The following is a 26,830-nucleotide window of genomic DNA, read 5'->3' on the forward strand; positions in this document are numbered from 1 at the left end:
CCATGGCCCGCCGCTCGAAGATGCGTGGCGATATCCGCCTTCGGCGAACACTGCGCAACATCCACAAGACGATGGACAACGAACTGGCCCCGGCTATGCGCCAGGCCGCTGAGCGGGTGCTGTACACCCAGCAACAGCTGATGCCCAAGGATACGGGCGCTGCCGCTGCAGCGCTGAAAATCTACGTCGCGCCCAGCGGCCTGGATGCGCAGATCGGCATTCGCGGCAAGCGCGACAACCGCAAGTTCTTCTACCTGCGCTTCATCGAGTACGGCACCAAGGGCTACATCGGCGGCAAGCGTGCCGGGAATCGCAACCGTCGAACCGCCAACAAGAGCGACGGCGAGCACTTCTTCGGCAAGTACCCGGACATTCCGGCTAGGCCGGCGCATCCATGGCTTCGGCCCTCCATCGATGTCAACCGCGAGTATGTGATGGCTGATATCGAGACAGCAGTGCGCCGCACGCTGCGCAAAGCGAGCCAGGGGGTAGGCAATGGCTGATCCTTCGTTGGCTCTGCAGGAGGCCATCTTTGCCAGGCTTCAGGCCGAGGTCAGTTGCCCAATCTACGACGGGGCGGACATCAATACTCAGATGCCCTATGTGTCGATTGATCGCGAGGTCTCAGTCAACAGCAGTCCGATCTCGGGCCGCAAGCGCGAAACTCGCCTCCTGTACCTGTCTGTTTGGTCCGATGCCGTGGGCCAGGCAGAGGTCAAGCGCCTCAACGGCGAGATCATCGCCGCCCTGGACGAGCGACCGCTGCCGCTGGCCGTTGGCCGAGCAGTCTCGGTTCGCGTCGACCAGGCCGGCGCCCAGCGCGATGCAGACGGCGTTACCTATCAAGGTTCGGTCACGGTTCGCGTGATCACCACCCACTGATTCACCCATCGGCCGCGCCGCGGCTTTGATCCAATGTGCCTTTGGAGGACCCCTCATGGCCGAAGACAACCTCAACACAGCCGCCGGCTGCCGCCTCTTCATCGGCGGCAAAACCGGTGCAGACACCCAGACCGAGTACGAGGCTGACACCTACATTGGTGTCGGCGAGATCGAAGACCTGGGCGAATTCGGCGATACCTTCAGCAGCGTGACCTTCACCGCTCTGAGCGATGGCCGAGTACGCAAGTACAAGGGTACCGCCGATGCTGGCGACCTTACGCTGACTGTCGGCCTAGACAACGGCGACGCTGGCCAGAACGCGGTGAAGACTGCGCACAAGGACCGCAGCAAGGGTGACTACAACATCAAGATGACCCTCAATGACGGCGACCCTGATGCCACGCCGGTGATCAATCCGACCACCTTCTACATGCGCGGCAAGGTGATGAACAACACCGTAGCCCCGGGGGCGGCGGACAACGTGATCCGCCGCAACATCACCATCGGTATCAACTCGGACATCCTCGAGCTGCTGCCGGCGCCCGTCACCCCGTAACCCACCGGAACCAGGCTCATGAGTGAAGCATTGCACGGCACGGTCACCCTGGTTATCGGCGCCCGAACCTACACCCTGCAGCCAACCCTCGAAGCGGCGTTGCGCATCGAAAGCCACTTCGGCGGGCTGCGTGGCGCCCTGGAGTCGATGCGGATGCTGAGCATCGGCGCCAGTGCCGAGGTCGTGCTGGCCGGTGCCGGGCTCAACGCCACACAGCACGCGGTGGTGGCCTCCGAGATATTCCAGACCGGTGTCGCCAAGGTGGCAGCCCAGCTGACCGAGTACATCACGTTCCTGCTGAATCCGGTGCCCCCAAGCGTGGCCGAACGGGGAAAGCCCGAGGCGGCCAGCACAGCGCAGTGAGAAACGGCAGCTACGTCGACTACCTGTTCGGCGTGGCTACCGGCTGGCTCGGCTGGCCGCCGGACACTGCGTGGAAGACCCCAATCCCTCAGATCATGCTTGCCCTTGATGCGCGCCTCGACTGGATGGGGCGCGGCCAGGCTCAGCAGCCTCCGACCGCTCAGAAGAAAGCCAGCGTCGCCGATCGACTGAAGTCGTTCCTGCGCGGGCGGTCGCAATAACACACTTGCCGCCTGGTGCGGCCCTCACCGGATACCGAGATGGCGGACCAACAAATACAGGGCATGCTGGTCCAGATCGAGGCCACCACGGCGCAACTGCGGCGTGAGCTCACGGACGCTGATCGCGTTGTCGCCCGCACCACTCAGGCGATCGACCGCAATCTGGCAAATGTGGACTCCGCCTTCGACAGCGTGGGTGGTGCCGCTCAGCAGGCTGGTGCGCTGATCCGTGGCGCCTTCGCTGCGGTCGCGGGCGCCGGGCTGGTTGGCGGGATCATTCGCCAGGTTGACGCCTATGGGCAGATGGCCGACCGAATGAAGGCCGCCGCCGGCAGCGCTGGCGAGTATCAGCTTGTCCAGGATCACCTGCTGCGTACGGCACAGGAAACCTACCGGCCATTGGCTGAAGCGCAGGAGCTGTACATCCGCACCGCTGATGTGATGCGCAGCCTGGGCTTCAACACTCAGCAGACGCTCGACATCACTGACTCGTTCAGCTTCCTGCTGGTCACCAATGCTGCGGCGGCTGACAAGGCCGGCTCGGCGCTTGATGCCTATTCGAAGGCGCTCCAGACCGGCAAGATCGAGGCGGACGGCTGGGTATCCATCCAAGAGGCAATGCCGACGGTCGTCAATGCGATCGCAAGCGCGACCGGGAAAAGCGCGGAAGAGATTCGCAGGCTGGGCGTGGAAGGCAAGCTGTCCCTCGACACCCTCAACACCGGCCTGCTCGGAACTGTGGAAGCCAACCGCAAGGCTGCGGCGGATATGTCCACCAGCGTGCAGGACGCGATGGTGAACATCGGCAATGCCATCGGCGCCTACCTTGGCCGGCTGGAGGAGGGTACCGGCGCCGTTGGTGCACTTTCGGGAGCGCTGATCGCGGTTGCTGACAACATCAACCTGGTAGCGGCGGTCATGGGCGGCGCGGGTGCTGCTGCCATCACCACCTACGTGGCCAAGGCCGGGCTGGCGCTCAAAGCCTCCTTGGCCCAGCGCGCCGCTGACATTCAGGCGGCGCAGGCCGCGCTTCGTGCTGCTGATGCCCAGCGCATCTATGCCCAAGCCCAGGTCCAGCAGGCCCAAGCGTCTGTTGCTGCCGCCACCGGCATGCAGCGGCTGTCTGTGGTTCAGGCTCAGTTGATCCCTAGGCAGGCCGCGCTCAAGGCGTCGACTGATGCCCTGGCGATCGCGCAAGCGAACCTGACCCGCGCGACCACAGGCGGTCTGCTCGCGGCGCTGGGCGGCCCGACGGGCCTGGCCATTCTCGCGGGTACCGCCGCGGCCAGCTTCCTGCTGCTGGGCAGCAACGCCGACAAGGCCAGCGTCAGCATCGAGGACCTGCAGAAGCCGGTTGCTCAGTTGCGCGAAGAGTTCGTAAAGCTCAACCGGGACCAACGCCAAGCCTCGCTGGTGAAATGGCAGCAGGAACAGGTCAGTGCGACCGACGCGGTAAAGGACGCCTATGGCGAGCTTTCTCAGGCGATCCGCTCGGCAACCGTCACCGCCCCCGCGCGGGATTCCGGCGGGCGCTATGGTCAGCAACTGAGCGACTACCAGCAGGTGGTCGACAAGCTGAACGAAGCGCGAAAGTCCGGCGGCGACCTGTCTCCGATCCTCCAGGAGGTGGGCGACCGGCTGAAACTGCCACAGGCCACGATTCAGCAGTGGATCACTCAGGCCGGCGCGGTCAGTGATGCCGACCAGCGATCCAGGCTGATCGCCGACACGCTCAAGGTTCTCAGTGGGGTTACCGACGAGAACACCGCTTCGACCAACGCCAACAACGCCGCGAAGAAGGCGATGAGCAGCGCCGGCCAGACTTATCTGGATACGCTGAACAAGCAGCTCGGCGGCCTGCAGGACAACGGCGACGCGGTCAAGGCGGCCAACCGCTACATCGCGGAAAATGCCGACCTCACCGATGTTGATCGGATTGCGATCCTGTCGTCGGCCAACGCGATTGAGGCGCAGAAGAAGGCCAACAAGAGCGCGACCGAATCCGGAAATGCCAGAACCAAGTCGATAAAGGATGAACTCAAAGCACTCGACGCGCTGATCGATCGAGCGCTGCCGGAGAAGAAACGGCTGGAGGATCTGGCCGAAGGCGTCACTGGGCTGCGCAAGGCGCACGCCGCCGGCAAGCTCACTGCAGCTGAGATGGAGCTTGGCATCAAAAATCTGAACCAGGCCTACGGCGAGGGCGAGATCCAGAAGCGTATCCAGGAGGAACAGAAGCTGGCGGAGGTCCGGCGCAACAGTGCAGAGGCCTACCGCAAGTCCATGGAGGTCGTGCTGCAGGCCCGGCAAGACGCCATCAATGCCGATGTGGCCGGCGTCGGCATGGGCGACAACGAGCGCGAGCAGGCTGATCGGCTCAATGCAGTGCGGGAGAAGTACGCCGAGGCCCGGCGGGCGCTGGAGGAGCAGCAAGAGGATGCTTCCCGGCGGCTCAGCCAGCAGGCCTACGCGCAGCGTCTCGCTGATCTGTCTGAATACCAAGCTCGCGAGATGCAGATGGAGGTCGATGGCTTCGAGGCTCGCTTGCAGGCCCAGGGCAACTACCGAAATGGCGCTCGCCGGGCCTGGCAGAACATCCAAATGGATGCAGCCGATGTGGCTGGCGCTACCGACGACATGCTGACAACCGGCTTCAATACGGCCCGCGACTCCATCGCCGAGTTCGCCCGCACCGGCAAGGCCAGCTTCAAGGACTTCGCTACCAGCGTTATCGCCGACATGGCAAGGATTGCCAGTCAGCAGGCGGCGAGCTCACTACTGAGTGGGCTGGTCGGTGCGGGCATCTCGGCTGCGGGGGCGTACTTCGGTGGCGGTGCCACGGCGGAGTCCGCCGGAACCTCCGCAGCCGCGGTTCAAGCAAAAGGTGGGGCTTGGTCTGGCGGGGTCCAGAAGTTCGCAAAAGGTGGGGCGTTCACCAACTCGGTCGTTAATACCCCAACTTCGTTTGGCATGGCCGGTGGTCAATCCGGACTTATGGGGGAGGCTGGGCCCGAGGCAATCATGCCGCTGGCCCGTGGCTCCGACGGATCGCTCGGCGTGCGAATGGTGGGCGGAGCGGGCGGAGCCACAACCGTGCAGATCAGCGCACCAGTGGCAATCACCGTTGAGGACCGAAGTTCAGACGGTATGGAGCTCGACGCCGCCGCGCTGCAACAGAACATGGAGAAGGGAATGCGCTCGGTCGCCGATAAAGCGATCGCTGATTCTTGGCGCCCTGGTGGTACCAGCTATCGACAGACCAACGGGAGGGGCTGATGGCAATTGAAACATTTGCCTGGGTGCCGGATGACGAGGCGACATCGGATGGCACGTTTCGCGTCCGGAAGGCCCAGTTCGGCGACGGCTACGCCCAGGTGTCTGGCGACGGGCTCAACACCGAGGAGGAGCCGTGGTCGCTCACGTTTGGCGGGACGGAGGAGGAGATGGCACCGGTTCTGAGCTTCGTGCGTCGCCACGGTGGCCACCGGTCCTTTCTCTGGACCCCGCCGGGCGATGACCTCGGCATGTACCGTTGCTCGGCTCTTCGCCGGCAGCACAAGCCAGGCGGAGTGCTGGTGCTCTCGCTTACTTTTGAAAGGGCGTATCACCCATGAGCTTTGTCGCGCAGATTCAAAAACTCGAGCCGGGGGCTGAGATCATGCTCTTCGAGCTGGACGGCAGCGACTTCGGTGCGGACATCTTGCGCTTTCATGGGCATTCAATCCCACATACCTCCGACGAGCTTCGCGCCGCCGGCGCTGATGCGGACCAGTTGCCCGCCAAGTCTATCTGGTGGCAGGGTGAGGAGTACGGCGCCTGGCCAATCCAGATCGAGGGTATCGAAGCCAACTCGGACGGAACCGCCGTCCGCCCCCGGGTTTCTGTCGGCAATGTCACGGGGCGGATCACCGCCCTGTGTCTGGCGTTCGACGACCTGCTGGAGTTCCAGCTGACTATTCGCCACACGCTGGCGGAGTACCTGGACGCGGAGAACTTCCCTGACGGCAACCCTGATGCGGCGCCAAGCGAGGAAAGCATCGAGATCTGGTTTATCGACCAGAAAGTATCGGAGAACGGTACATCGGTGTCGTGGGAGCTGGCCAGTCCGGGAGATGTTGGCGGTGAGACGATCGGACGGCAGATGACACAGCTGTGCCACTGGGCAATGACCAACGGCTACCGCGGCGCCGATTGTGGCTACACCGGCCCCTACTACGACCTCGACGGCAACCCGACCGACGATCCCGCGAAGGACCAGTGCAACGGCTGCCTCGACAGCGGCTGCATCGTCCGGCACGGTACCGGCAACCCCGTTCCATTCGGTGGCTTCCCGGCCGTCTCCCTGATTGCCAGGAGCTGATCATGCTGAAACATATCCTTGCCGCCGTGCAAAGGCACGCCGAGGCCGAATACCCGCGCGAGTGCTGCGGGCTGCTGCTTGAAGTCGGGCGCAAGCAGGTCTACTTCCCTTGCGACAACACCGCCGGAGATCCGGCCGAGGAGTTCCGGATTGCGCCCGAGCAGTACGCTGAGGCGGAAGACCGGGGCCAGGTGATCGGAATCGTTCACTCACACCCTGATGCGACCAGCAGGCCGTCGCCACGGGACCTGGCCATGTGCGAGGCCACTGGCCTGCCATGGCACATCATGTCCTGGCCTGAGGGAGATCTACGTACGATCACGCCGACCGGCGAGACGCCTTTACTGGGGCGCCCATTTGTCCACGGTGCGTGGGACTGCTGGCAGGTCTGTGCGGACTGGTACGCACGCGAGTGGGGGCTGGAGTTCCCGACCTACGCCCGGGAGGATGGGTGGTGGGAGCAAGCCGAGGGCCCGAGCCTCTACGAGCAGGCCTACGAGGCTGCCGGGTTCCAGCAGGTCAGCCGGCCGCAGCGTGGTGATCTGATCGTCATGGCGGTGGGGCGTACCTCTCACCCGAACCATGCCGGCATTTACTTGGGCGCCGATCCGGTGATGCCTGGCGAGCGCGCTGAGGTGTTCGGCCCGGGTCCGTTCCTGCTGCACCACCTGTACGGCAGGCCATCAGAAATAATCGTGTTCGGCGGGCCCTGGCTCGATCGAACGCGCCTTGTGCTGCGTCATCGCGATGCTCGGTGATACAGTCCCGGTTTTCAAGGGAGGGGAAATGATGCGGATTTTGATTGCGGCCTTAGGGCTAGCGATGTTGGTGGGGTGCGTTTCTCCGAGCGACCTGAAAAGCAATTCACCAACAACGAAAGCCATGACGAAGAAGTCGCCTCGAGAATATGCGCTCTGTGTCTTCCCTCAATGGCAGGACGCTCGATCAGAGGCGACCATGTCCGAAACGCAAAATGGGTACCGGATTGTGGTTGCCGCAATGAATCTCACTGACGAGTTGCTTGAGGTCTCCAAGGCCAAAGCGGGGAGTTCGGTTGTGTTCTATCAACGAGTTCCATGGATGCCTGGTGTCGGCCGCTCTGCAATCGAGGGTGCGGTCAAATCTTGCCTTTGACTCGCTATCAATCATAAGCCGCCTACGGGCGGTTTTTTATGCCTGGAGAGACCACGTGGCTGCAACTGTAGTGCATTACGCTCCGATGACGACAATCAAGCTTTCTGGCTCGCTCGCTCAGAAGTTCGGGCGAGTACACCGCCGCCTGCTCGATAGCGGCGAAGGGTGGGAGGCATTCAAGGCCTTGCGCGCCACGCTCCCGGGTTTTGTAGAGGAGATCAAACGCCTTGATAGTCTCGGGATCCGCTTTGCGGTCTTCCGCAACCGGAAGAATGTTGGCGCCGATGATCTGGGGCGCAGAGGCACGCATGAGCTGCGGATTGTCCCCGTCATCAGCGGTAGCAAACGGGGCGGACTGCTGCAAACCATAATCGGGGCAGTCATCTTTGTTGCATCGTTCTTCGTGCCAGGTATGCAGGGTTGGGGGCAGTCGCTCGGCGCCTCGCTGATGGCGGGCGGCGTCATTCAGATGCTCAGCCCCCAGGCCAAGGGTCTGTCTCAGAGCGCAGCTCCGGAGAACCTACCCAGCTATGCCTTCGGCAGCGCGAAGAACACCACCGCCAGCGGCAATCCTGTCCCGATCTGCATCGGCAAGCGCCGGTGGGGTGGGGCGATCATCTCAGCCTCGATCTACGCCGAAGACAAGACCTGATCCAAACGCCACAAAGCCAGCCGCCTCCGGGCGGTTTTTTATTGCCTGGAGAAAAGCATGGGCGCAGCACTGCAACTCGAAGTCGCCGGCGCGAAGGGAGGCGAGAGCAAGCCAAAATCCCCGGTGGAGGCCCCGGACAGCCTGCAGTCCACCAACATCGCGAAGATGTTGATCGCGGTCGGGGAGGGCGAGTTTGAAGGGATCCCGGCCGACTGGGATATCTATCTGGACAACACTCCGATCATGGATGCCAGCGGCAACGTGAACTTCCCGGGCGTGAAGTGGGAGTGGCGCCGCGGCACCGTGGAGCAGGAGTACATCCAAGGTATTCCGGCCGTCGAGAACGAGACGACCACCAACGTCGAACTGCGCAGCGACAATCCGTTCGTGCGCTCGTTGAGCAATACCCAGCTCTCCGCTGTGCGCCTGCGCTTCAACTGGCCGCGCCTGGCGCAGCAGGACAGCTCAGGCAACACCAACGGCTACCGCATCGAGTACGCCATCGACGTAGCCACCGATGGTGGCGCTTACGTCGAGGCGCACAGCGGAGCTGTAGACGGTAAGACTACCAATGGCTACCAGCGCTCCGTCCGTGTCGACTTGCCGGCGGCAAACTCGGGCTGGATGCTCCGTGTGCGCCGGATCACGCCGAATGCCAACAGCGGCACCATCGCCGACACAATGACCGTGGCGGGATACACCGAGATCATCGACCAGAAGCTGCGGTACCCGAACACCGCGCTGCTCTATATCGAGTTTGACGCGCAGCAGTTCCAGAACATCCCGGCTGTGACCGTGGACTGCAAGGCTCGGCGCTGGCCGGTGCCGAGCAACTACGATCCGGAAACCCGCACTTACACCGGGGTCTGGGATGGCACATTCAAGCAGGCCTGGACCAACAACCCGGTATGGGCGACTTATGGCATCTGCGTCGAAGACCGCTTCGGCCTTGGCAAGCGCATCAAGTCGTGGATGGTCGATAAGTGGGAGATGTACCGCATCGCCCAGTACTGCGATCAGCTTGTGCCGGACGGCGTCGGCGGCATGGAGCCGCGGTATCTCTGCGATCTCAACCTGCAAGGCAAGGCAGAGGCCTGGACGCTGTTGCGCGACCTCTCCGCGATCTACCGCGGGATGGTCTATTGGGCCCAGGGCTCCCTGTTCATGCAGGCCGACATGCCTCGGGCCCAAGACATCGACTACGTCTTCACCAGGTCGAACGTCATTGACGGTGACTTCGTTTACGGCGGCGCCGAGCGGGGCACCCACTACAGCCGCGCTCTGGTCAGCTACGACAATCCGGCAAACAACTACGACACCGACGTCATCCCTGTCACCGACCTGGCGCTGCAGCGCCGGTACCGGGATCGGCCAATTGAACTATCGGCCATCGGCTGCACCCGCGCGAGCGAGGCGCAGCGCCGCGGCAAGTGGGCGCTACTGAGCAATAACCAGGATCGCACCGTCACGTTCAAGACCGGTATGGAGGGCGCCAACGTACTCCCGGGCTACGTCATCCCCGTTGCCGATGAGCTGGTCGCCGGTAGGCCGAATGGCGGGCGGATCTCGGCTGTTGCAGGTCGAGTGGTCACGCTCGACCGCGACACTCCGATCAAGGCCGGAGACCGCTTGATCGTCAACCTGCCGAACGGAACTGCCCAAGGGCGGACGGTTGAGTTCGTCGCCGGGCGAGCGGTGACCGTGACTGTTGCCTATGCGCTCCAGCCGGAGCCGGAGTTGCAATGGGCAATCGACTACGAAGACCTGGCTGTCCAGCTTTTCCGTGTGCTGAAGCGCACCCGCACAACGGAAGGGGAGTACGAGTTCACCGCGCTGGAGTTCAATCCAAGCAAGTTTGCAGCAATCGACACTGGCGCGAAGCTCGACGAGCGCCCGATCAGCGTCATCCCAGTGACCACGGTGCCGCCACCGGCAAGCGTGAGTTTGTCCTCGGGCTACGCGCTGGACCAGGGCATTGCAGTCAGCACGATGACCATCGCCTGGCCGGCTGTGGAGGGCGCGGTCGCGTACGACGTGGAGTGGCGTAAGGACAGCGGGAACTGGATTCGCTTGCAGCGTACCGGCACCACGGGCGTCGACGTTACCGGAATTTATGCTGGCGCCTACCTCGCTCGCGTGCGCGCCGTCAGCGCCTTCGACATCACATCGATCTGGCGCAGTTCGGCATTAACGGAACTGAAGGGCAAGGAAGGTCTGCCGCCTGCAGTTGCGTTCCTCGAGTCCACCGCTCTGGTCTACGGCACTCGCCTCAACTGGGGCTTTCCGGCTGGCGCCGAGGACACTCAGCGGACAGAGATATGGCAGAGCACGACGACCAGCCGAGACGCCGCCATCAAGCTCGGCGACTACGCCTACCCGCAAGCGGAGCACGAGTTGCACGGCTTGGTGCCTGGCACTTCGTTCTTCTATTGGGCGCGGCTCGTCGATCGCTCCGGAAACATCGGGCCATGGTACCCAGAGGGCGTAGGCGTAAACGGCCAGGCCAGTTCTGACCAGGCGCTGTACGACGAATACTTCCGCGACAAGATCGGCGCGAGCGCGCTCTACCAAGAGCTCCGCGAGGAGATCGAGAAGATCTCGGGTGATGGACCTGATTCGGTCAATGGTCGCATCGAGGACGCTAAGCAAGAGTTGTACGAACGGATCGATCAGCTGACCGACGCGCTCGCGTATGACGAGTCGAAGGCCTATGCCCTGGGTGACGTTGTGCGCGTGGGGCAGAGGCTGTACCAAGCCCGCGCCGCCGTGCCGGCCGGAGCGGCGCCGCCGGACCCGCAGTACTGGGCCGACGTGGGCACCATCGTCGAGACGGTCGATGCACTGGCCATGCAGGTGCAGCAGCACCAAACAGCGATCGAGGAGTTGGACGGCAAGGTCACTGCCTCTGCCAGCCAGCTCCAAGCTCTACAGGCTGCCTGGCGCGCAGATGACGGCGAGGGTGATCTCGCGGACGCGATGAAGGGATGGGATAGCACGGCCCGTTTCGCGGAAGAGGTCCGCGTCCGTGCAAGCCAGAACGAGGCGGTGGTAACGCGCCTGACTTCTCTCGATGCAGGGGTCGCCGGGAACAAGGCTGGCATCACCTCGCTTGAGCAAGTTGTGGCCACCAACGAGCAGGCGGCGGCGAGTCGCATCAGCCAGCTCAAGACGGAAGTCGACGGCAACACGACTCACATCCAGCAAGTGAGCGAGTCCCTGTCTGATACCAATCAGGCGGTTGCATCGCTGCGCACATCAGTGGAGTCCGTCTACACCGCCGGGCGCGACGACAGCGGGGAAGGGGATTTGAATGGCGCGCTGGATGCCTGGCAGACCAAGGCCAAGTTCTCGACTGAGGTGCGGACGCTCGCTAATGCCGATGTTGCGCTGGCGCGGAGGTCGGAGACGCTTGAGGCATCGCTCGGCGACACAAGAGCGTCAGTCCAGCAAGTAAGCGAGGCCGTGGTCGGCCTGGATGGCAAGGTCAGTGCTCAGGTCACGATCAAAGCCCAGACCGATACTGGAGGCCGGAAAGTCATGGCGGGCCTGGCGCTGGGCAGCGATGGTGAAACCTCGCAGATCCTCGCCTTTGCTCAGCGGTTTGCGATCGTCGACGAGAGCAGCGGCCAGCTCGTTCTGCCCTTTGTTGTCCAGGGCGGCCAGGTGTTCATCAACACTGCGATCATCAACACCGCGTTCATCCAGCAGATCGTTGCGGCAATGACGATTCGGTCCGCGGCACTCAACTCGCAAGGGTTGCCTTTGCTCGAAATCAACTTTGCGGCAGGCACGTTCGTGCTGCGCGGGCAGGATGCGAACGGCTCGACACTGCTGAACAACGGCGGACTGTATGTCTACGACGCCGCCGGCACAGAGCGCGTTGCAGTGGGGAGGTTGAACTGATGGCTGTTCAGTATGGGCACAGGACGAAGGACGCTGCCGGCATTGTCACGCTCGACACGACAATTGCTACCATCCGGTCTCTCTACTCATTGACAGTGACGTGCAATGGGAGTTTTGAGCAGAACTTCGCAATACCTGAAATCACGGCCGGCTCTTTTGTCGTCGTCGACACGTTGAAGTACAGCTCGCCGACAACTACATGGTCTCCACAAGCGTGGTACTCGCCCGGCAACTTGCTCATCCGGCGAGGCGGGACAGAGACTTGGCAGGTCTCAATACTGGCAAACACTATCTCGGCGGCGTCATCGGCAGACTACGGACTGAGGTCAAGAAATGAATCCTCGGTGATGCAGATCGATTCTGTGAATCGAGCACTAAATGTTCTTTATAAGGGAAGTTTTACATTCTACGGGCTCCAGAATCCCACGCCGCCCGGCTGGGTAAACGGCTTTGATTTTCCCACTCCAATTAAGACCTACGAGCGTCCATTCGTATTCATCAATACCCCAAACGGTGGATTCTTTAATGGGTTTTATGTTTTGGGCTCGCCTGGCAATTGGACCGGCTGGCGGATAGCACGCTTCGACTGGCCTTCAGTAACCGGAATAGATTGGCAAGAGCAAGTCGTGCTGAACTGGTTCGTAGCCAGCTATTCGCCTGGTCTGATAGGGCAGGGCGCATACGGGGAGCGAGTTCGTGATGCGCTGGGGATCGACATATTTTCAACAACAAATGATTTATGCTTGATGAATAGTCAGCCGAAATCAAATGAGTTCTATGTCGGAGGCCCATCAATATCCGGAAACGGATTTTATTACGCAAGTTCGCAAATGGCATGGACGGGGGACTATGCCGACTATGTTCTCGCAAACGCTCTATTGTCATTCGTCTATGCCTCCGCCGGAACATCAGACCCCAACCGATTTAATGCGGCAGGCTGGTACAAGGGTAATCGAAGTTTGATGCAGGCATGGACTAACAATTCCGGCGGAGTCGGAGCTATTTATCCCAACGGTCGGACGCTTTTTGCGGCTCGACCAATGCGTCCAATTTAAGAGGAAAACGCATGCCATGGTATAGAGAGGGCACGGTGGCGATCACTGCCGGCCAAAACACAGTGACGGGCGCGGGTACGAGCTTCTCTGCAAACAGTCGGGTAGGTGACGCATTTCAAGGGCCAGATGGTCGCTGGTACGAAGTCACGAACATTGCGAGCGCGACCGTGATGTCGATCTTGCCAGCGTACCAGGGTGCAACTATTGCGGGCGGCGCGTACGGGCTCGCACCCATGCAAGGATACGTCAAAGAGTCCGCAGACCGGCTTCGACAGATCGTCGAGCAGTGGGGCTCAACCCTCGCAGGCCTGGGCGCTGTGTCGACAGAGAACGTTGTGCCTGTCACCAAGGGTGGCACCGGAGGGACCACACCTGCAGCTGCTCGCACTGGACTGGAGCTCAAGTCGGCAGCTGTAGCAGAGGTTCTCGGCACTGTGAGCCATGCTACTGGAGTGCCAACGGGTGCTCTGATGGAGAGAGGCACCAATGCAAATGGCACGTACGAAAAATTCGCATGTGGCACGCTCATTTGCAGGCTGTCGCTGACAGTGCTCAGGACGGTGAACGTTGCTTACAACGGTGCATTTGCTGCGCCGGGTGCTGAAGGCGGTAGGACTTTTCCGGCAGTTTTCTCATCGATGCCAGCGATCAGCATTGCTGCAAACGGGACCGGCGGTCCCACAATGATCGGCTATCAAGACTTCAGCTTTAGCGAATTGGCATATACCGGTTGGCCACCGATCCTGCTCTACGGCACGGTCGCCCGTGCGTCGAACTGGTACACCATCTGTTATTCCGCCCACGGGAGGTGGTTCGAATGATCATCAAGCTTTCACCAGTCCGATCCGACGCTGAACTAGCCGTCAGCAAAATGGGCGAAGTACTCAAGATCAATGGCGTGTCGCTCGACTTCTCCCGCCTTGCGAGTGGCGAGACGCTGCCAGCAGTTGCGGTCGGCTGTGAGTTCGTCATCGCGCCAATCGAGCGCGTCGCCGATGACCTGGTCGTCACACTTATGCTGCCACACGGAGCAGATGCGTCCGAAGCTGTGCGCTTCCCCTCCGACATCAACCCGGCCGATGGCCAAGTGCGCCTGCCCGGCATTGCACTGGGCGCAGAGCCGCCTGTCACGCCCGGCGTAATCGACTGGTCGCAACTCATCACCGTTGAAATGAAAGCCCAGGCTGCAGCAGAGCAGCAGCTCGCCCAGGCGCAGGCAGAAACAGCACTGCGTCGGGCAGCGGCTGATTCTGCGATCGCGCCGCTGCAAGACGCCGTCGATATCGAAGAAGCGACAGATGCGGAAGCCGCACTGTTGAAAGACTGGAAGCGGTACCGCGTTGCGCTGAACCGCCTGCCGGAACAACCCGGCTACCCGAGCAGCATCGACTGGCCCGCACCGCCGGCCTGATTGATCGCAACAACATCCAACCCGCTTCGGCGGGTTTATTTTTGCCTGGAGAAACACATGCGTACATCGCAACGCGGCTTGAGCCTTATCAAGTCGTTTGAAGGCCTGCGCTTGCAGGCCTACCAAGACTCCGTCGGCGTCTGGACCATTGGCTATGGGGCGACCCGCGGCGTGAAAGCCGGCATGTCGATCACGAAAGAGCAGGCCGAGCGGATGCTGCTGAATGACGTGCAGCGCTTCGAGCCAGAGGTGCAGCGCCTGGTCACCGTGCCGCTGAGCCAGAACCAGTGGGACGCCCTGATCTGCTTTACGTACAACCTCGGCGCAGCGAACCTGGAGTCTTCGACGCTGCGCCGGCTGCTCAATGATGGCGACTACGGCGGCGCTGCCGAGCAGTTCCCTCGCTGGAACAAGGCCGGCGGCAAGGTTCTCCCCGGCCTGGTGCGCCGGCGTGCCGCTGAGCGTGACTTGTTCCTGGAGGCAGCATGAGCGCCTGGGGGCTGCGTCTCACCGGCGCCGGACTGCTGATCCTGCTGGGTATGGTGATGGGTACTTGGGCCGCTACCAGCCACTTCCGTCCGGTTCTCGATGCGGTTCAGGACCAGGCCTCCGCGTGCGCCGCTGCGCGCGATAACCTTGCCGGCCTGGCACAGGATCAGGGCAAGGCCCTGGGCGACCTGACCTTGGCCGCGAGCGAGCGACAGACCAGGGCAGAGCAGGCAGTGGGCGAGGCGAAGGCCGGCGCCCAGGCCGAGTACACCGCGGCGAACCGCTTGCAGCAAGAGCGCACCGGTGGCGACCAGTGCGCCGCTGCAGTGTCGATCATCGACAAGGAGTTGGGGTTATGAGGAGGGTGCTGATCAGTAGCGTGCTGGCGCTTGCCGGCTGCGGTGGACAGGTTGAGCCGCAGGTGCAGTATGTGCGCGTCGAGGTTCCGGTGCAGGTGCCGTGCCGTCCGCCGGAGGTCGCGGTACCGCCATGGGCAGCCGCAGGCCTGCGGAAGACCGATAGCCTGGAGGTGAAGGTGCGGGCGCTGCTGGCTGAGCGCCGGCAGCGTATAGGGTACGAACGCCAGATAGAGGCTGCCATCCAAGCATGCAGATAACGCGCTAGCGCCTGGTTGCCGCGTCCAGCCTGCGCTCCAGCCCTCTGATTCGGGCGGCCTGCTCCAGCACTCGCTTCTCAAGGCGGGCATTTTCTCCACGGAAATCGGTGAGGAGTGATTCGGCCTTGTCTCGCTCTTTGATTGCGAGGTCTCGCCGGCCCGCAGCGGTATCGAGCATGCTGACCAAGCGTCTGATGTCCGCCTGGGCCTTTGCCAGCATCTCGCCGATTTGCTCATATTCGGACTGCATGAGCAGGCACTGCTGCTCGAGTATCTCAAGCCGGGTCGGTATGCCAAGCTCAAAGTCGGTTGTATCAACGTCCATCTTGCACCTGATTTTGCTGTATGTGCATACAGTATTTTGATTTGGCTTGGCCGGCCAGCGTAGGCCGACGAGGTGCTGCAAAAAGATCGTGGGGGAATTTTGGGGGAATTGATCCCCCGAATGGTGTGGAGTGCTGTTGTGTCATGCTTCGTTGAAGTTGCTGATTTTATTGGGTTTTCCGAAAATGAATGAAAAAAATATGAGGCCTAAAACGGATTCGAAATCCGTTGTACTGGCAACAGTACCTAGGGTTCAAATCCCTATCTCTCCGCCATACAAGAGGAAGCCCCTGGAACTGAAAAGTTTCGGGGGCTTTTTCGTTTCTGGTGGCCTATCCGCCCATCACCATTCGATCTTTCCTTACGTAAATGTAATAAGCAGGTCAGGCAATTTTTAAACAAACCTAATCCTGTTGTTATTTTTCCCCTTGTCACTCAATCGTTGTAGAAATGGACGACAAGTTTCAGTTCAAGGTTCTTATTACTTTTTTCCTCCGGAAATATCTTGTCTTAGCCGTTGTATTGTTTGGCCTGTTTTACCGGGAGCTTAATGGCGGCCCCATCAAGTACGTGAGGCCATCTTCATGAAAACTCCCATTTCCATCATTGGTGCCGGACATTGTGGTTGTGCCTTGGTAGCCGACCTTTCGCGGCGCAACATGGACACGCTGCTGTACGCTCATCCACAGCACAGTTGCAATCTGGATAGCATCCAGCAAGCCGGCGGGTTGTCTTCCAGCCTGTCGCCCGGCGAGCAGTTCAGCCCGCGACTCACGACGTCCATTGCCGAGGCACTGGCGTTCTCGCGATTCATAGTTGTTACTGTTCCGGCTTATGGACACCAGACCATTATTGATGAGTTGGCCCGGCACGACTTGAGCGAACATATCATTATCTGTATTACCGGAAACTTCTTCAGCCTGGTGGCGCGTCGCCAGTTGAATGCGAAAGCCCTGATTGAAACCAGCACTTCGCCTTATGCTTCGCGCTTTGAAGATGGGGCCGTGCGTATAACCGGGATAAAGAAGACGCTGCCTATCGCTTCGTTGCCCGTCAATCTCGAGCCGCAAGTACGTTCAGCCATCGAGTCGATATTTCCCATGCCGCTCGACTGGCGCAAGAATGTGCTGGAGATCGGGCTGTCCTGCGTGACCGGTGTCATTCACCCGGTTCCCGCGCTGATGAATGCCGGCTGGATCGAGACGTCCAGTGGCAACTTCTACTTCTACAGGGAAGGCATTTCCGCTTCGGTCGGCAAGGTCGCCGAGCAACTGGATCAGGAGCGGCAAGCCACTGCCCAGGGCTTCGGCCTGGAGAGCCGTTCGGTGGTCGAGATCCTCAACGGCTTCTATGGGCGGGCGTTCGCCAGCTTCACCGAATTCGCCAGCCTTTCGCCTGAACACAACGCCATGCGCATGGCACCTCAGCATCTGGATCACCGCTTCGTGACCCAGGACGTACCTTACGTACTGGTGCCCTGGTTCGAGCTGGCCGGGCGTATCGGCGTCGACAGCTCGATGACGGGTTCGATCATCCGCCTGGCGTCGGCAGTGAACAACACCGATTACCTGAGCTGCGGTCGCAACCTCCGCGCGCTCGGGCTGGAGCATGCAACCCGGGACGAGATCCTGGCCATCGTGGACTACGCGGCGTAATGGTCGCCGATACGCCTGCGGTCGGGCGCGCGATCCTCTGCAAACTGGTCTCGGCCTTGCTCATTGCCGTCATGTACGGGTTGATCAAGAGCCTGGGCCAGAGCTATCCGGTGGGGCAGGTGTTGTTCGCGCGCAATCTGTTCGCATTGCTTCCGATCTGCCTGTTGATCCATCTACTGGGGCAATGGCACGACCTGCGGCCACGAAACCTGCGGGCCCACGCCTACCGCTGCAGTTTCGGCATCGCTTCGCAGTTTCTCTGTTTCGCGGCAGTCGGTCTGCTGCCGTTGGCGACGGCCACCGCACTTACCTATACCGCGCCGCTGTTCATCGGTCTGTTCGCGATGCTGTTCCTGCGGGAGTCGGTCAGCAGGGGGCGCTGGCTGTCGCTGCTGGTCGGCTTTGCCGGAGTCTATGTCATCGTCCTGCCCGACTTCGACGGTGTCGAGCCGGGCATGCTGGTGGCGCTGTTGGGGGCAATGGCGACCGCTGGCGCGTTGCTGTCGATCCGCTCGATGACGGGAGATCAGCAGGGGACGACCATCGCGCTGTATTTCAGCCTGTTCGGTACCGTGGTCGGGGCCGCCAGCCTCGGGTTCGAGTGGATCATGCCGGCGCCCGAGGACTGGCCGGTGCTGGTCGGCATCGGCCTGGTCGGGGGCGTGGCGCAGGTGCTTCTGACCCAGGCCTACCAGCTTGCGCCGGCTTCGGCGGTCGCTCCGTTCGAGTACTCGACCCTGGTATTCGCCAGCCTGATCGGCTACCTGTGCTGGGCCGACGTGCCGGCGCCCAACGAGCTTCTCGGCATGCTGATCATTGTCGGGGCAACCCTGGTGCTGACGCCGAAGCCGAAGCATCGATAGTGTGCCCGGCAGTTGCTTTCACAACGGGTTCACGGGCTGTCTGGCTTAGCCTGAATCTGCTTTTCAGGGGGGCTGGCAGGCTATGGAAAACGCGTCAGTCCCCTTTTCTGGCCATTTTCGGTAAAGCTAGGGCTGCCCGTGCCGACATCATCGGGGATAGCCTGGCGCGAAGCGGGCAGTCGGAACGGGTCGCATGACCTGGCTTTCAAAATACTTGTCCTTCCAGCCGTTCGATGTAATCAGGGAAAACGATGATCACGATCCAAGAGCTCAACGACTTCACCAGCAACCCTGAACTGACTGGCTGTGTAACGCAGGTCTGGAACCTGATCGGGCAGCATTACCAGGAGGCGCAGGCCAGCTTGCCGCCTGAGCGGGCGATGCAACGGCGCGAGTTGTCCTTCCATGACCATGTTCGCCTGCTGGGCTATCTTGCGTTGCTGGTCGGCGACCTGCCCGGCGATCTGGTGGAAATCGGCGTCTGGAAAGGCAAGTCGCTGATGCTGATGAACGAGGTCTCCAACCACGAGCGCCGTGTGATTGGTATCGACCCGTTCGCGCTGGATAACCAATTCGAAGAGTTCAGCCACTACAAGGACCTGCTGCTGCCTGATGCGGTGGTGATCCGCGGCTATTCCGAACTGAGCGCCGAGCGGTTCTTCAGCCTTGCACCCAAGGTCGCGCTCTTGCATATCGATGGCGGGCACACCCGTCGCCATGTGTTGCTGGATTTCCTGTTGTACTCGCCAAGCGTGGTGCCTGGCGGATTCATCGTGTTCGACGACTACAACGATTTTCAGCACTCGCCGGAAGTCGGCCCGGCCGTTGATCTGCTGAGGGCTACCGGCTTCTTCCAGGGCTTCAACGTGCTGGGCAGCGTGCATGGCTTCGAAAACAGTTATGTCCTGCAACGTATCTGAGTGCTGAAGGCGCGACGATCGGAACGTCTTTCATGTGCAGGCAGGTGAAACTGTCTGCACATGGCTGCCAGGACGCTATGCCGTGGGCGTGCAGGCCCCGGGGTCAGTCCAGGCCCATCCGGTACTCGATCACTCCCGGCTTTTCAGCGATCCAGTCATACAGTCGCTGCGCGGTGCGATTGCTTTCCTGGGTATGCCAGTACAGTCGGTCGCAGGCCTTTTCCCGCGCCTGCTCCTGGACATGCTCGATGAGTTTCTTGCCAACCTTCTGGCCCCGCGCGCTCGGGCAGACGTAGAGGTCTTCCAGATAGCAGAAGTCGTTGCGTCCCCAGGTCGAACGGTGAAACACATAGTTGACGAAGCCGTAGATCCGCTCGCTGTCGGCCGCCACCGCGCAATGCACGGGTTCGGTGGGATCGAAGAAGCGTTTCCACGTCAGCCGGGTAATGTCAGTGCCGAGGTCGACCTTGTAGAACGCCTGATAGCCGTTCCAGTATTCCAGCCATTGTTCGAGATCGCCCTGAGCCACAGGACGGACGGTAATCGGTTGCTGTATCGCTGCCATTGGAAGGATCCTTCGGAATGATCGAAATCGAGCGTTTGCCCGATTGCGATTTATAGGGCTTGAATGGCCTGAACGGCCCGACCAATTTCTCCGTTCGGATCAGGCCATTTCGCGAAGGATCTTCTCCAGTCTGCCTGTTGCGGACGCCAGTTCGGCCGGCGTATGCGCCGCGAAGCCCATCAGGAAGCCCACGTCGTTGCGCGCTCGCGCGTAGAGGCCGCCCATGCCGAGAAGGTCCACGCCGACGGCCTGCGCGGCCGTGACGATCGCCTGTTCATTCATGGGGCGATTGAAATAGCAGGGCAGTTGCATGCCGCCCGCCGGAACCTGGGGTGTCAGGAATTCGCCGAGGCGGTTTTGCACCTGTTCGGCCAGGATGTCCCGCCGCGCCGCATAGAGCGCTCGCATCGTGCGCACATGGGCACTGAAGTGCCCACCTTCGATGAAGCGGGCAAGGGTGAGCTGTGCGAGGGAGGCGTTATGTCCGTCCTGCAGCGTCCGTGCCGCGGTCATCGGGCCGACGAGTTGGGGCGGCAGCACCAGGTAGCCGATGCGCAAGCCGGGGAACATGGATTTGGTGAAGGTGCCGATGTAGAGGGTCCGGTCATGCGGGTCGAGCCCCTGCACGCAGGCGGTCGGCCGGCCGTCGTAGTGGAACTCGCTGTCGTAGTCGTCCTCGATGATCCAGGCTCGCCGCTGCCGGGCCCATTCGATAACGGCCAGGCGCCGCTCGAGGGAAAGGGTGGTGCCGCTGGGAAACTGATGGGACGGCGTGAGGAATACCGCTCGCGCATCCGGGGCTCGTTCGATGATGTCTTCGACCTGCATGCCGTGCCGGTCGACCGGGACCGCAAGGCATTCGACGCCTGCGGCGGCGATGGCCTTTCTTGCGCCGTGGTACATGGGATCTTCCACCAGAACCTGATCGCCGATATCCGTCAGGACGGTCGCGCACAGGGCGAGGGCCTGTTGTGAACTGGTCAGGATCAGGATGCGCTCGCCGCTGGCCTGGGCGCCCCGTTCCAGATTGAGGTAATCGGCAATCGCGTTGCGCAGTACCTCCAGGCCCTGCGGCGCGCTGTGCAACAGCGCTCGGGTGCCGTGTTCCTTGAGGACCTGACGCTCAAGTCTTTCCCAGATCGACAATGGAAAATTCCGCGTCTCGGCCACGCCCGGAGCGAAGGCGCGCGGGTACTGGAAGTTGCGGACGCCGCCGCTTCGAGCGATCGCCGCCCCCCGCTGGCTCAGCTCCGCCTGTTCACCTCGGGGCTTCGAGCGCTGGCGTGTTCGCGACGGCAGCGCACTGATGCGCTCCGACACGCGACTTCCGCTGCCGACCTGCCGTTCGATGAAGCCTTCGGCGTGCAACTGGCTGTACGCCGCCTCCACCGTATCCCGCGAAACGCCCAGGGACGATGCCAGCGGGCGGGTCGCCGGAAGCGGTTTGCCCGCTGCCAGCGCGCCATCGAGAATCAAGCGGCGAATCGCGCGCTGAATGCGCACGTGCAACGACAGCGCACCGTGGGCTGGATCGCTGATCCAGGCCTTGACTGATTCCAGTTGGGCATTCTTGAACATTGGACTGCTCTTCTTCCGTGAAATGGCGGGAAATCTCCGGCCATTCTAGCGCTATAAAAACGCCTCCTTTCAACCCCCTCGGGAGGTCATCTTGAACACGTCCGCTGAACGTCCTGCGTCCGGCATCCGCCTGACCGATCTGATTCATCCCGTGGTGGCCGGACTGCTATCGGTCATCGTCAACTATGGCGGTACTTTCATCCTGGTCTTCCAGGCGGCCAAGGTGGCGGGGCTCAGCCCCGAGCTGACGGCTTCGTGGGTCTGGGCCGTGTCGATTGGCGTGGGTGTCACCGGGCTGTTGCTGTCGTGGTACAGCCGCGAGCCGATCATCACCGCGTGGTCCACGCCGGCGGCGGCGTTCCTGGTCACCGCGTTGGCCAGTGTCAGCCATGCGGAGGCGATAGGGGCGTACCTGCTGTCGGCTGGCGCTTTCGTGCTGCTCGGCGTGACGGGATATTTCGAGAAGCTGATCCGCTTGATTCCGCCGGGTATCGCTGCAGGGGTGCTGGCGGGCATTCTGTTGCCGTTCGGGGTCGGCGCGTTCACCAGCCTGTCGGTCGACCCGCTGCTGGCAGGCTTGCTGATCTTCGCTTATGTGATCTTCAAGCGCTTCAGTGCCAGGTACGCAGTGGTCGGGATTCTGCTGCTCGGTCTGGTTTACCTGTTGGCGTCGCGCCAGGTCGATCTGTCCGGGCTGACGCTGGAATTGGCCAGTCCCGTCTTCACCGTGCCGGCATTCAGCCTCAACGCCTCGCTGAGCGTCGCGCTGCCTCTGTTCCTGATTACCCTGACCGGGCAGTACATGCCAGGCATGCTGGTTTTGCGCAACGATGGCTTCAAGACCAGTGCCAGCCCGATCGTCGCCGTCACCGGGCTGGGATCTCTGCTGATGGCACCCTTCGGCTCCCATGCCTTCAACGTCGCAGCGATCACGGCGGCTATCTGTACCGGCAAGGAGGCTCATGAAGATCCGGGCAAACGCTGGATTGCCGGCATCGTGGCCGGTTTCTGCTACATCCTGGTGGGAGTGTTCGGGGTGACGCTGGCGGGGCTGTTCATGGCCTTTCCGGCGACCTTCATCAGCACGCTGGCCGGGCTGGCCTTGCTGGGAACCCTCGGCGCGAGCCTGACCAATGCGCTGGCGGACGCACGGTCCCGGGAGGCGGCACTGATCACCTTTCTCGCCAGTGCGGCGAAGATCACGCTCTTCGGCATCGGCGGGGCTTTCTGGGGGCTGCTGATCGGATGGCTGGCTTACGCCCTGCTCAACGGTCGCCTTCCCTGGCGACGCTGAATCAGCCGAAGATCACATAGCTTTTGCGCACGGTCTGCCGGATGGTCCAGACCCCCTGGCTGCCGGGCGGAAAGCACAGCGTGTCACCGGCGCGAAATTCCAGGGGTTCGCCGCCGTCGGGCGTGAAGCTGCCTTCACCGCTGATGATGTAGCTGTACTCCGCTTCCTTCACGCCGCGGCGAAAGGCGCCGGGTGTGCATTCCCAAATGCCGGTTTCTGCTGCGACGCCTTGCAGTGGGTGCTCGCACGCCGTGCGCGCCTGGGCGACGGGCTTGCCCAGTGGCTGGCCTACTGCGGCAGGCTGGCTGAAGTGATGGTCCTGGGCGGCGTTCAATACGACCGGTTTCATCGAAGGGCTCCTGTGTCTCAGAAAACGGCATCGAGCAGCCGGTACCAGGCGATGCCCACGCCCAGGTAAAGGCGCTGCAGGCCATGGAAGGGAATCGGGCGGATCGGGGTGACCGGAAATGGAAAGTCCTTTTCCTGGCCCAGCAGGCGCTGCGCCAGATGCCGGCCGAGGGTGGTCGCCATGGCGATGCCGCGGCCGTTGTAGCCCAGCAGGATACTCAGGTTCGCAGCCGGTTCGTGCAGCCGCGGCATGAAATCCTGGGTCAGGGCAACGCGACCGCTCCACTGGTATTCGAACTCGACGTCGGCCAGCTGTGGAAACAGCCCGAGCATGGAGCGCTTGAGGTGGTTCCAGTCCGCCGCCGAGCGCGGCTCGGCGAAGGGCCCGCGCCCGCCCAGCAGCAGGCGGCCGCTGGCGTCCTGCTTGAAGTACAGGAGCAGACGGCGGGCGTCGGAGCAGACTTCACCACCCGGCAGCACGCTGCGCCTGAGGTCGTCCGAGAGCGGCCGAGTGGCAACGATGAAGCTGTTGGCCGCCAGCAGGGTCTGGCGCAGGTTGGGCCACAGGCCGTCGGTGTAGCCGTTGGTGGCGAGCACCACATGCTCGGCGTGGACGCGGTGTTGCTGGTGGGTGGTGAGCACCCAGCGACCCTCCTCGCGGCGCAGATCGGTGACCCGGGTGCCGCCATGGATCTGCGCGCCCTCCCTGATCGCCGCGTGGGCCAGGCCACGGGCATAGCTCAGTGGCTGGACGCTGCCGGCACGCGGATCGACCCAGGCTCCAAGGTAGTCGTGACTGCCGATGCGACGGGTGACGCTGGCCTGGTCGAGCATTTCCACCGGCACGCCGCGTTGGCGCCATTGATCGGCACGGCGTTCGATGGCACGCATGGCGGCGGGTGAGGCCGCTGGCTGAATCCAGCCCTTGCGCGTCGCTTCGCAGTCGATGCCGTAGTGCTCGATCAGTTCGAAGACATGATCGGCGGCATGGCCGGCGACCTCGATCAGGCGTTCTGCCTGGTTGCTGCCGAACTGGCGGCGCAGGTCGTCCGGGTCATGCTTGAGGCCGGGAATCACCTGGCCGCCATTACGCCCGGAGGCGCCCCAGCCGGGTTCGCCGGCATCCAGCACGCAGACCCGGGCACCGCCGCGAGCCAGGTGCAGGGCGGTGACCAGCCCGGTGTAGCCGGCACCGACGATAGCCACATCGAAGCGGGCGCTCGCCGGTAGCGGCGGGGTGGCCGGGCCGGCGATGGCGGTGGCGGCCCAGAGCGACGGCGGCAGTTGCAGACGCTGGTTGCTCATGCGACGCCTCCGTCGGTGTTCAGCAGGCGGCGCAGGAAGTCCTGGGTGCGCGGCTGGCGAGGCGCGCCCAGCACGTCTTGCGGCGCGCCTTCCTCGACGATGCGACCGCCATACAGGAAGCACACCTTGTCGGCGACCTCGCGGGCAAAGCCCATTTCGTGAGTCACCACCACCATGGTCATGCCCTCGTCGGCGAGCTTGCGCATCACCGCCAGCACTTCGCCCACCAGCTCGGGGTCGAGGGCCGAGGTCGGTTCATCGAACAGAATGGCCTTGGGTCGCATCGCCAGGGCGCGGGCGATGGCGACGCGCTGCTGCTGACCGCCGGACAGCTCGTCCGGGTAGGCGTCCATGCGATGGCCGAGGCCGACCTTTTCCAGCAGGGCGCGAGCGTGCTCGCGGGCGGCGTCGGGGTGCTCCTTCTTCACGTACACCGGGCCTTCCATCACGTTCTGCAGGGCGGTGCGGTGAGGGAACAGGTTGAAGCGCTGGAACACCATCGCCACCTGGGTGCGGATCTGATGGATGGATTTTCCATGGCGATCGACCCGCTCGGCGCCCACCAGGATCTCGCCGCCCTCGTAGGTTTCCAGGCCGTTGATGCAGCGCAGCAGGGTCGACTTGCCGGAGCCGGACGGGCCGATCAGGCACACCACCTGGCCGCTTTCGACACTCAGGTCGATCCCTTCCAGCACGCGGGTGCTGCCGTAGCTTTTGTGCAGGGACTTGATGCTGATCATGCTTTCTTCCTCGTGGCGATCCGCGCTTCGAGGCGGCGCAGGGCAAACGACAGCGGCAGGCTCAGGGCCAGGTAGAGCAGCGCCACCAGGGTGTAGACGGTCATGTTCTCGAAGGTCGACGAGGCGATCAGCTGGCCGGCGCGGGTCATTTCCGCGACGGTGATGGTGGACACCAGCGAGGAGTCCTTGAGCATCATCACCAGGGTGTTGCCGTAGGGTGGCAAGGCGATGCGGAACGCCTGGGGCAGCACCACCCGGCGCATGATCATCGGGCCGCGCATGCCGAGGGATTCGGCGGCTTCGATCTGGCCTTGCTGGATGGCCTGGATGCCGGCGCGGAAGTTCTCCGCCTGGTACGCCGAATAGGCGATGCCCAGGCCAATGATGCCGGCCTGCAGGGCGGTGAGCTGCACGCCGAACTCCGGCAGCACGAAGTAGATGTAGAACAGTTGCACGATGATCGGCAGGCCGCGGATGACGTTGACCACGCTGATGCCGATCAGCGCGATGGCGCGTACGTTCGACACCATCATCAAGGCGAAGGCCAGGCCGATGACCGAGCTGAGCAGGAACGAGGCGATCGTGACCTGCACGGTGACCACCGCGCCATTCAGGAGAATGGGCAGGAAGTCCAGAGCGTTCTGGAGAAACATGGGATAGGTCCGTAGCGGGAAGTCAGGAAGCGCGCCCCGCTGGCGGGGCGCGGAGGTCGAGCGTCAGTCGAGGTGCCACTTGTCGATGATGCCGGCGAGGGTGCCGTCGGCCTTGATGCTGGCGATGCCCTGGTTGACCCGGCTGAGCATCTGCTGATCGCCCTGGCGCAGGATGATGCAGACCTCGCCCTTGATCTGCGGCTGGTAACCGTCCACTAGGCGCACCTTCTTCAGGGTGCCCTTGGACATCTGGTAGGCGAGGATCGGATGGTCGCCGAAGCCGGCCTTGATCCGGCCCAGGGCCAGGTCGCGGGTCAGATCGGCCAAGGAATCGTAGCCGCGCACTTCCTTGAAGATCCCGCGTTCGTTGAGTTTGTCGATGAAGATGGTGCCGACCTGGGCGCCGACCACTTCGCCCTTGAAGTCATCCATGCTGGTGTAGACGGCAGTGTCGTCGTCGCGGACGATCAGGCCTTCGCCGTATTCGAATACCGGGTCGGAATACTGCACGACCTTTTCCCGCTCTGGGGTGCGCAGCATCGCGGCCGAAATCAGATCGATCTTGCGGGCGGTCAGCGAGGGAATCAGAGCAGCGAAGGTGGTCTGGGCGATTTCCACTTCGAAGCCGGCGGCCTTGGCCACGGCCTGGGCGGAGTCGACCATCATGCCTTGGATACTGTTGGTCTTGATGTCGAGGAAGGTGAAGGGGATACCGGTAGCGGTGGCGCCGACCTTGTAGGTCTCGGCCTGGGCAACCAGCGAGGTGGCGCAACTGGCTATCAGAGCGACAGCGCAGGTCAACACACGAAGGCGAGAATGCATGGCGATTACTCCCATTTGACGCGGTTTTTTATAGTTGTGCGTTATGGATGGCCTCATGGAGCGGCAGGAGGCGGTGATCGCACTATAAATATGATTTACATAAATCGTAAAGAGATTTATA

30 protein-coding genes are annotated in these 26,830 nt (G+C 62.3%); 22 read left to right on the forward strand and 8 right to left on the reverse strand.

All coding sequences use genetic code 11. The features are described from left to right. The first annotated feature begins 2 nt into the window (after window positions 1–2). From AC05QJ_RS09135 to AC05QJ_RS09220, 18 genes are all read left to right on the forward strand, one after another. Window positions 3–503: an HK97 gp10 family phage protein gene (locus AC05QJ_RS09135; RefSeq protein ID WP_476746545.1), complete on the forward strand. Its 501-nt coding sequence runs from the start codon at window positions 3–5 to the stop codon at window positions 501–503. Beyond that, entirely contained in the window at window positions 496–882 is a 387-nt protein-coding gene (locus AC05QJ_RS09140) for a DUF3168 domain-containing protein (RefSeq protein WP_476746546.1), read from the forward strand. The genes AC05QJ_RS09135 and AC05QJ_RS09140 overlap by 8 nt, the downstream gene beginning before the upstream one ends. Window positions 883–937: 55 nt before the next feature. Beyond that, window positions 938–1,438 carry a hypothetical protein gene (locus AC05QJ_RS09145; RefSeq protein ID WP_476746547.1) on the forward strand — a complete coding sequence of 167 codons (501 nt, stop codon included), beginning with the start codon at window positions 938–940 and terminating at the stop codon, window positions 1,436–1,438. A gap of 18 nt (window positions 1,439–1,456) precedes the next feature. After that, complete coding sequence (locus AC05QJ_RS09150) at window positions 1,457–1,801, forward strand: hypothetical protein (protein WP_476746548.1); 345 nt, start codon at window positions 1,457–1,459, stop codon at window positions 1,799–1,801. After that, window positions 1,798–2,022, forward strand: a complete 225-nt coding sequence (locus AC05QJ_RS09155; RefSeq protein ID WP_476746549.1) for a hypothetical protein — start codon at window positions 1,798–1,800, stop codon at window positions 2,020–2,022. The genes AC05QJ_RS09150 and AC05QJ_RS09155 overlap by 4 nt, the downstream gene beginning before the upstream one ends. Before the next feature lie 39 nt (window positions 2,023–2,061). Beyond that, on the forward strand, window positions 2,062–5,298 hold the full coding sequence (locus AC05QJ_RS09160; RefSeq protein ID WP_476746550.1) for a phage tail tape measure protein: 3,237 nt from the start codon (window positions 2,062–2,064) through the stop codon (window positions 5,296–5,298). Further along, window positions 5,298–5,636 (forward strand): phage tail protein, encoded by a 339-nt coding sequence (locus AC05QJ_RS09165; protein WP_476746551.1) that lies wholly within the window; start codon window positions 5,298–5,300, stop codon window positions 5,634–5,636. Before AC05QJ_RS09160 ends, AC05QJ_RS09165 begins: the two co-directional genes overlap by 1 nt. Beyond that, entirely contained in the window at window positions 5,633–6,382 is a 750-nt protein-coding gene (locus AC05QJ_RS09170; protein ID WP_476746552.1) for a phage minor tail protein L, read from the forward strand. Before AC05QJ_RS09165 ends, AC05QJ_RS09170 begins: the two co-directional genes overlap by 4 nt. 2 nt (window positions 6,383–6,384) lie before the next feature. Then, the gene (locus tag AC05QJ_RS09175; RefSeq protein WP_476746553.1) at window positions 6,385–7,140 is read left to right on the forward strand and encodes a C40 family peptidase; all 756 of its coding nucleotides are present in this window, start codon (window positions 6,385–6,387) and stop codon (window positions 7,138–7,140) included. A 28-nt stretch (window positions 7,141–7,168) separates the two neighbouring features. Beyond that, window positions 7,169–7,516 carry a hypothetical protein gene (locus AC05QJ_RS09180; RefSeq protein WP_476746554.1) on the forward strand — a complete coding sequence of 116 codons (348 nt, stop codon included), beginning with the start codon at window positions 7,169–7,171 and terminating at the stop codon, window positions 7,514–7,516. 85 nt (window positions 7,517–7,601) lie between these two features. Beyond that, entirely contained in the window at window positions 7,602–8,168 is a 567-nt protein-coding gene (locus AC05QJ_RS09185) for a tail assembly protein (RefSeq protein ID WP_476747899.1), read from the forward strand. Between the two features lie 57 nt (window positions 8,169–8,225). Further along, window positions 8,226–12,071, forward strand: a complete 3,846-nt coding sequence (locus tag AC05QJ_RS09190) for a TipJ family phage tail tip protein (protein WP_476746555.1) — start codon at window positions 8,226–8,228, stop codon at window positions 12,069–12,071. Further along, on the forward strand, window positions 12,071–13,126 hold the full coding sequence (locus tag AC05QJ_RS09195; protein WP_476746556.1) for a hypothetical protein: 1,056 nt from the start codon (window positions 12,071–12,073) through the stop codon (window positions 13,124–13,126). Before AC05QJ_RS09190 ends, AC05QJ_RS09195 begins: the two co-directional genes overlap by 1 nt. Before the next feature lie 470 nt (window positions 13,127–13,596). Beyond that, window positions 13,597–13,947 carry a hypothetical protein gene (locus AC05QJ_RS09200; protein ID WP_476746557.1) on the forward strand — a complete coding sequence of 117 codons (351 nt, stop codon included), beginning with the start codon at window positions 13,597–13,599 and terminating at the stop codon, window positions 13,945–13,947. Beyond that, window positions 13,944–14,537 carry a tail fiber assembly protein gene (locus tag AC05QJ_RS09205; RefSeq protein ID WP_476746558.1) on the forward strand — a complete coding sequence of 198 codons (594 nt, stop codon included), beginning with the start codon at window positions 13,944–13,946 and terminating at the stop codon, window positions 14,535–14,537. Before AC05QJ_RS09200 ends, AC05QJ_RS09205 begins: the two co-directional genes overlap by 4 nt. Before the next feature lie 57 nt (window positions 14,538–14,594). Continuing rightward, on the forward strand, window positions 14,595–15,026 hold the full coding sequence (locus tag AC05QJ_RS09210) for a lysozyme (protein ID WP_476746559.1): 432 nt from the start codon (window positions 14,595–14,597) through the stop codon (window positions 15,024–15,026). Continuing rightward, window positions 15,023–15,385, forward strand: coding sequence for a hypothetical protein (locus tag AC05QJ_RS09215; protein ID WP_476746560.1), 363 nt, complete (start codon window positions 15,023–15,025; stop codon window positions 15,383–15,385). The genes AC05QJ_RS09210 and AC05QJ_RS09215 overlap by 4 nt, the downstream gene beginning before the upstream one ends. Next, complete coding sequence (locus tag AC05QJ_RS09220; RefSeq protein ID WP_476746561.1) at window positions 15,382–15,642, forward strand: hypothetical protein; 261 nt, start codon at window positions 15,382–15,384, stop codon at window positions 15,640–15,642. The genes AC05QJ_RS09215 and AC05QJ_RS09220 overlap by 4 nt, the downstream gene beginning before the upstream one ends. 4 nt (window positions 15,643–15,646) lie before the next feature. Here the strand turns inward: AC05QJ_RS09220 and AC05QJ_RS09225 are convergent, their stop codons facing one another. Next, window positions 15,647–15,967 (reverse strand): hypothetical protein, encoded by a 321-nt coding sequence (locus AC05QJ_RS09225; RefSeq protein ID WP_476746562.1) that lies wholly within the window; start codon window positions 15,965–15,967, stop codon window positions 15,647–15,649. 583 nt (window positions 15,968–16,550) lie between these two features. On the opposite strand from AC05QJ_RS09225, the gene AC05QJ_RS09230 reads away from it, so the two are divergent. The 3 genes from AC05QJ_RS09230 (at window position 16,551) to AC05QJ_RS09240 (ending at window position 19,404) form a co-directional block, all read left to right on the forward strand. Beyond that, a complete protein-coding gene (locus tag AC05QJ_RS09230; protein ID WP_476746563.1) occupies window positions 16,551–17,621 on the forward strand; it encodes an NAD/NADP octopine/nopaline dehydrogenase family protein in 1,071 nt (356 codons plus the stop codon). Further along, window positions 17,621–18,484, forward strand: coding sequence for a DMT family transporter (locus tag AC05QJ_RS09235; protein ID WP_476746564.1), 864 nt, complete (start codon window positions 17,621–17,623; stop codon window positions 18,482–18,484). The genes AC05QJ_RS09230 and AC05QJ_RS09235 overlap by 1 nt, the downstream gene beginning before the upstream one ends. 251 nt (window positions 18,485–18,735) lie before the next feature. Continuing rightward, the gene (locus AC05QJ_RS09240; RefSeq protein WP_476746565.1) at window positions 18,736–19,404 is read left to right on the forward strand and encodes a class I SAM-dependent methyltransferase; all 669 of its coding nucleotides are present in this window, start codon (window positions 18,736–18,738) and stop codon (window positions 19,402–19,404) included. Between the two features lie 103 nt (window positions 19,405–19,507). Here the strand turns inward: AC05QJ_RS09240 and AC05QJ_RS09245 are convergent, their stop codons facing one another. Next, window positions 19,508–19,969 carry an N-acetyltransferase family protein gene (locus AC05QJ_RS09245; RefSeq protein ID WP_476746566.1) on the reverse strand — a complete coding sequence of 154 codons (462 nt, stop codon included), beginning with the start codon at window positions 19,967–19,969 and terminating at the stop codon, window positions 19,508–19,510. Between the two features lie 99 nt (window positions 19,970–20,068). Continuing rightward, the gene (pdxR, locus tag AC05QJ_RS09250; RefSeq protein WP_476746567.1) at window positions 20,069–21,547 is read right to left on the reverse strand and encodes a MocR-like pyridoxine biosynthesis transcription factor PdxR; all 1,479 of its coding nucleotides are present in this window, start codon (window positions 21,545–21,547) and stop codon (window positions 20,069–20,071) included. A gap of 91 nt (window positions 21,548–21,638) precedes the next feature. On the opposite strand from pdxR, the gene AC05QJ_RS09255 reads away from it, so the two are divergent. Further along, window positions 21,639–22,841: a benzoate/H(+) symporter BenE family transporter gene (locus tag AC05QJ_RS09255; RefSeq protein WP_476746568.1), complete on the forward strand. Its 1,203-nt coding sequence runs from the start codon at window positions 21,639–21,641 to the stop codon at window positions 22,839–22,841. Between the two features lies 1 nt (window position 22,842). Here AC05QJ_RS09255 and AC05QJ_RS09260 read toward each other — a convergent pair whose 3' ends face one another. The 5 genes from AC05QJ_RS09260 to AC05QJ_RS09280 all read right to left on the reverse strand — a co-directional run bounded on the left by AC05QJ_RS09260 (window position 22,843) and on the right by AC05QJ_RS09280 (window position 26,709). Continuing rightward, window positions 22,843–23,190: a cupin domain-containing protein gene (locus AC05QJ_RS09260; RefSeq protein WP_476746569.1), complete on the reverse strand. Its 348-nt coding sequence runs from the start codon at window positions 23,188–23,190 to the stop codon at window positions 22,843–22,845. 17 nt (window positions 23,191–23,207) lie between these two features. Further along, window positions 23,208–24,494, reverse strand: a complete 1,287-nt coding sequence (locus tag AC05QJ_RS09265; RefSeq protein WP_476746570.1) for an NAD(P)/FAD-dependent oxidoreductase — start codon at window positions 24,492–24,494, stop codon at window positions 23,208–23,210. Continuing rightward, on the reverse strand, window positions 24,491–25,234 hold the full coding sequence (locus AC05QJ_RS09270; protein WP_476746571.1) for an amino acid ABC transporter ATP-binding protein: 744 nt from the start codon (window positions 25,232–25,234) through the stop codon (window positions 24,491–24,493). Before AC05QJ_RS09270 ends, AC05QJ_RS09265 begins: the two co-directional genes overlap by 4 nt. Further along, window positions 25,231–25,887, reverse strand: coding sequence for an amino acid ABC transporter permease (locus AC05QJ_RS09275; protein ID WP_476746572.1), 657 nt, complete (start codon window positions 25,885–25,887; stop codon window positions 25,231–25,233). Before AC05QJ_RS09275 ends, AC05QJ_RS09270 begins: the two co-directional genes overlap by 4 nt. A gap of 63 nt (window positions 25,888–25,950) precedes the next feature. Further along, window positions 25,951–26,709, reverse strand: coding sequence for an ABC transporter substrate-binding protein (locus AC05QJ_RS09280; RefSeq protein ID WP_476746573.1), 759 nt, complete (start codon window positions 26,707–26,709; stop codon window positions 25,951–25,953). Window positions 26,710–26,830 lie beyond the last annotated feature (121 nt).

The sequence above is a fragment of the Pseudomonas sp. TUM25319 genome (genome assembly GCF_056388475.1).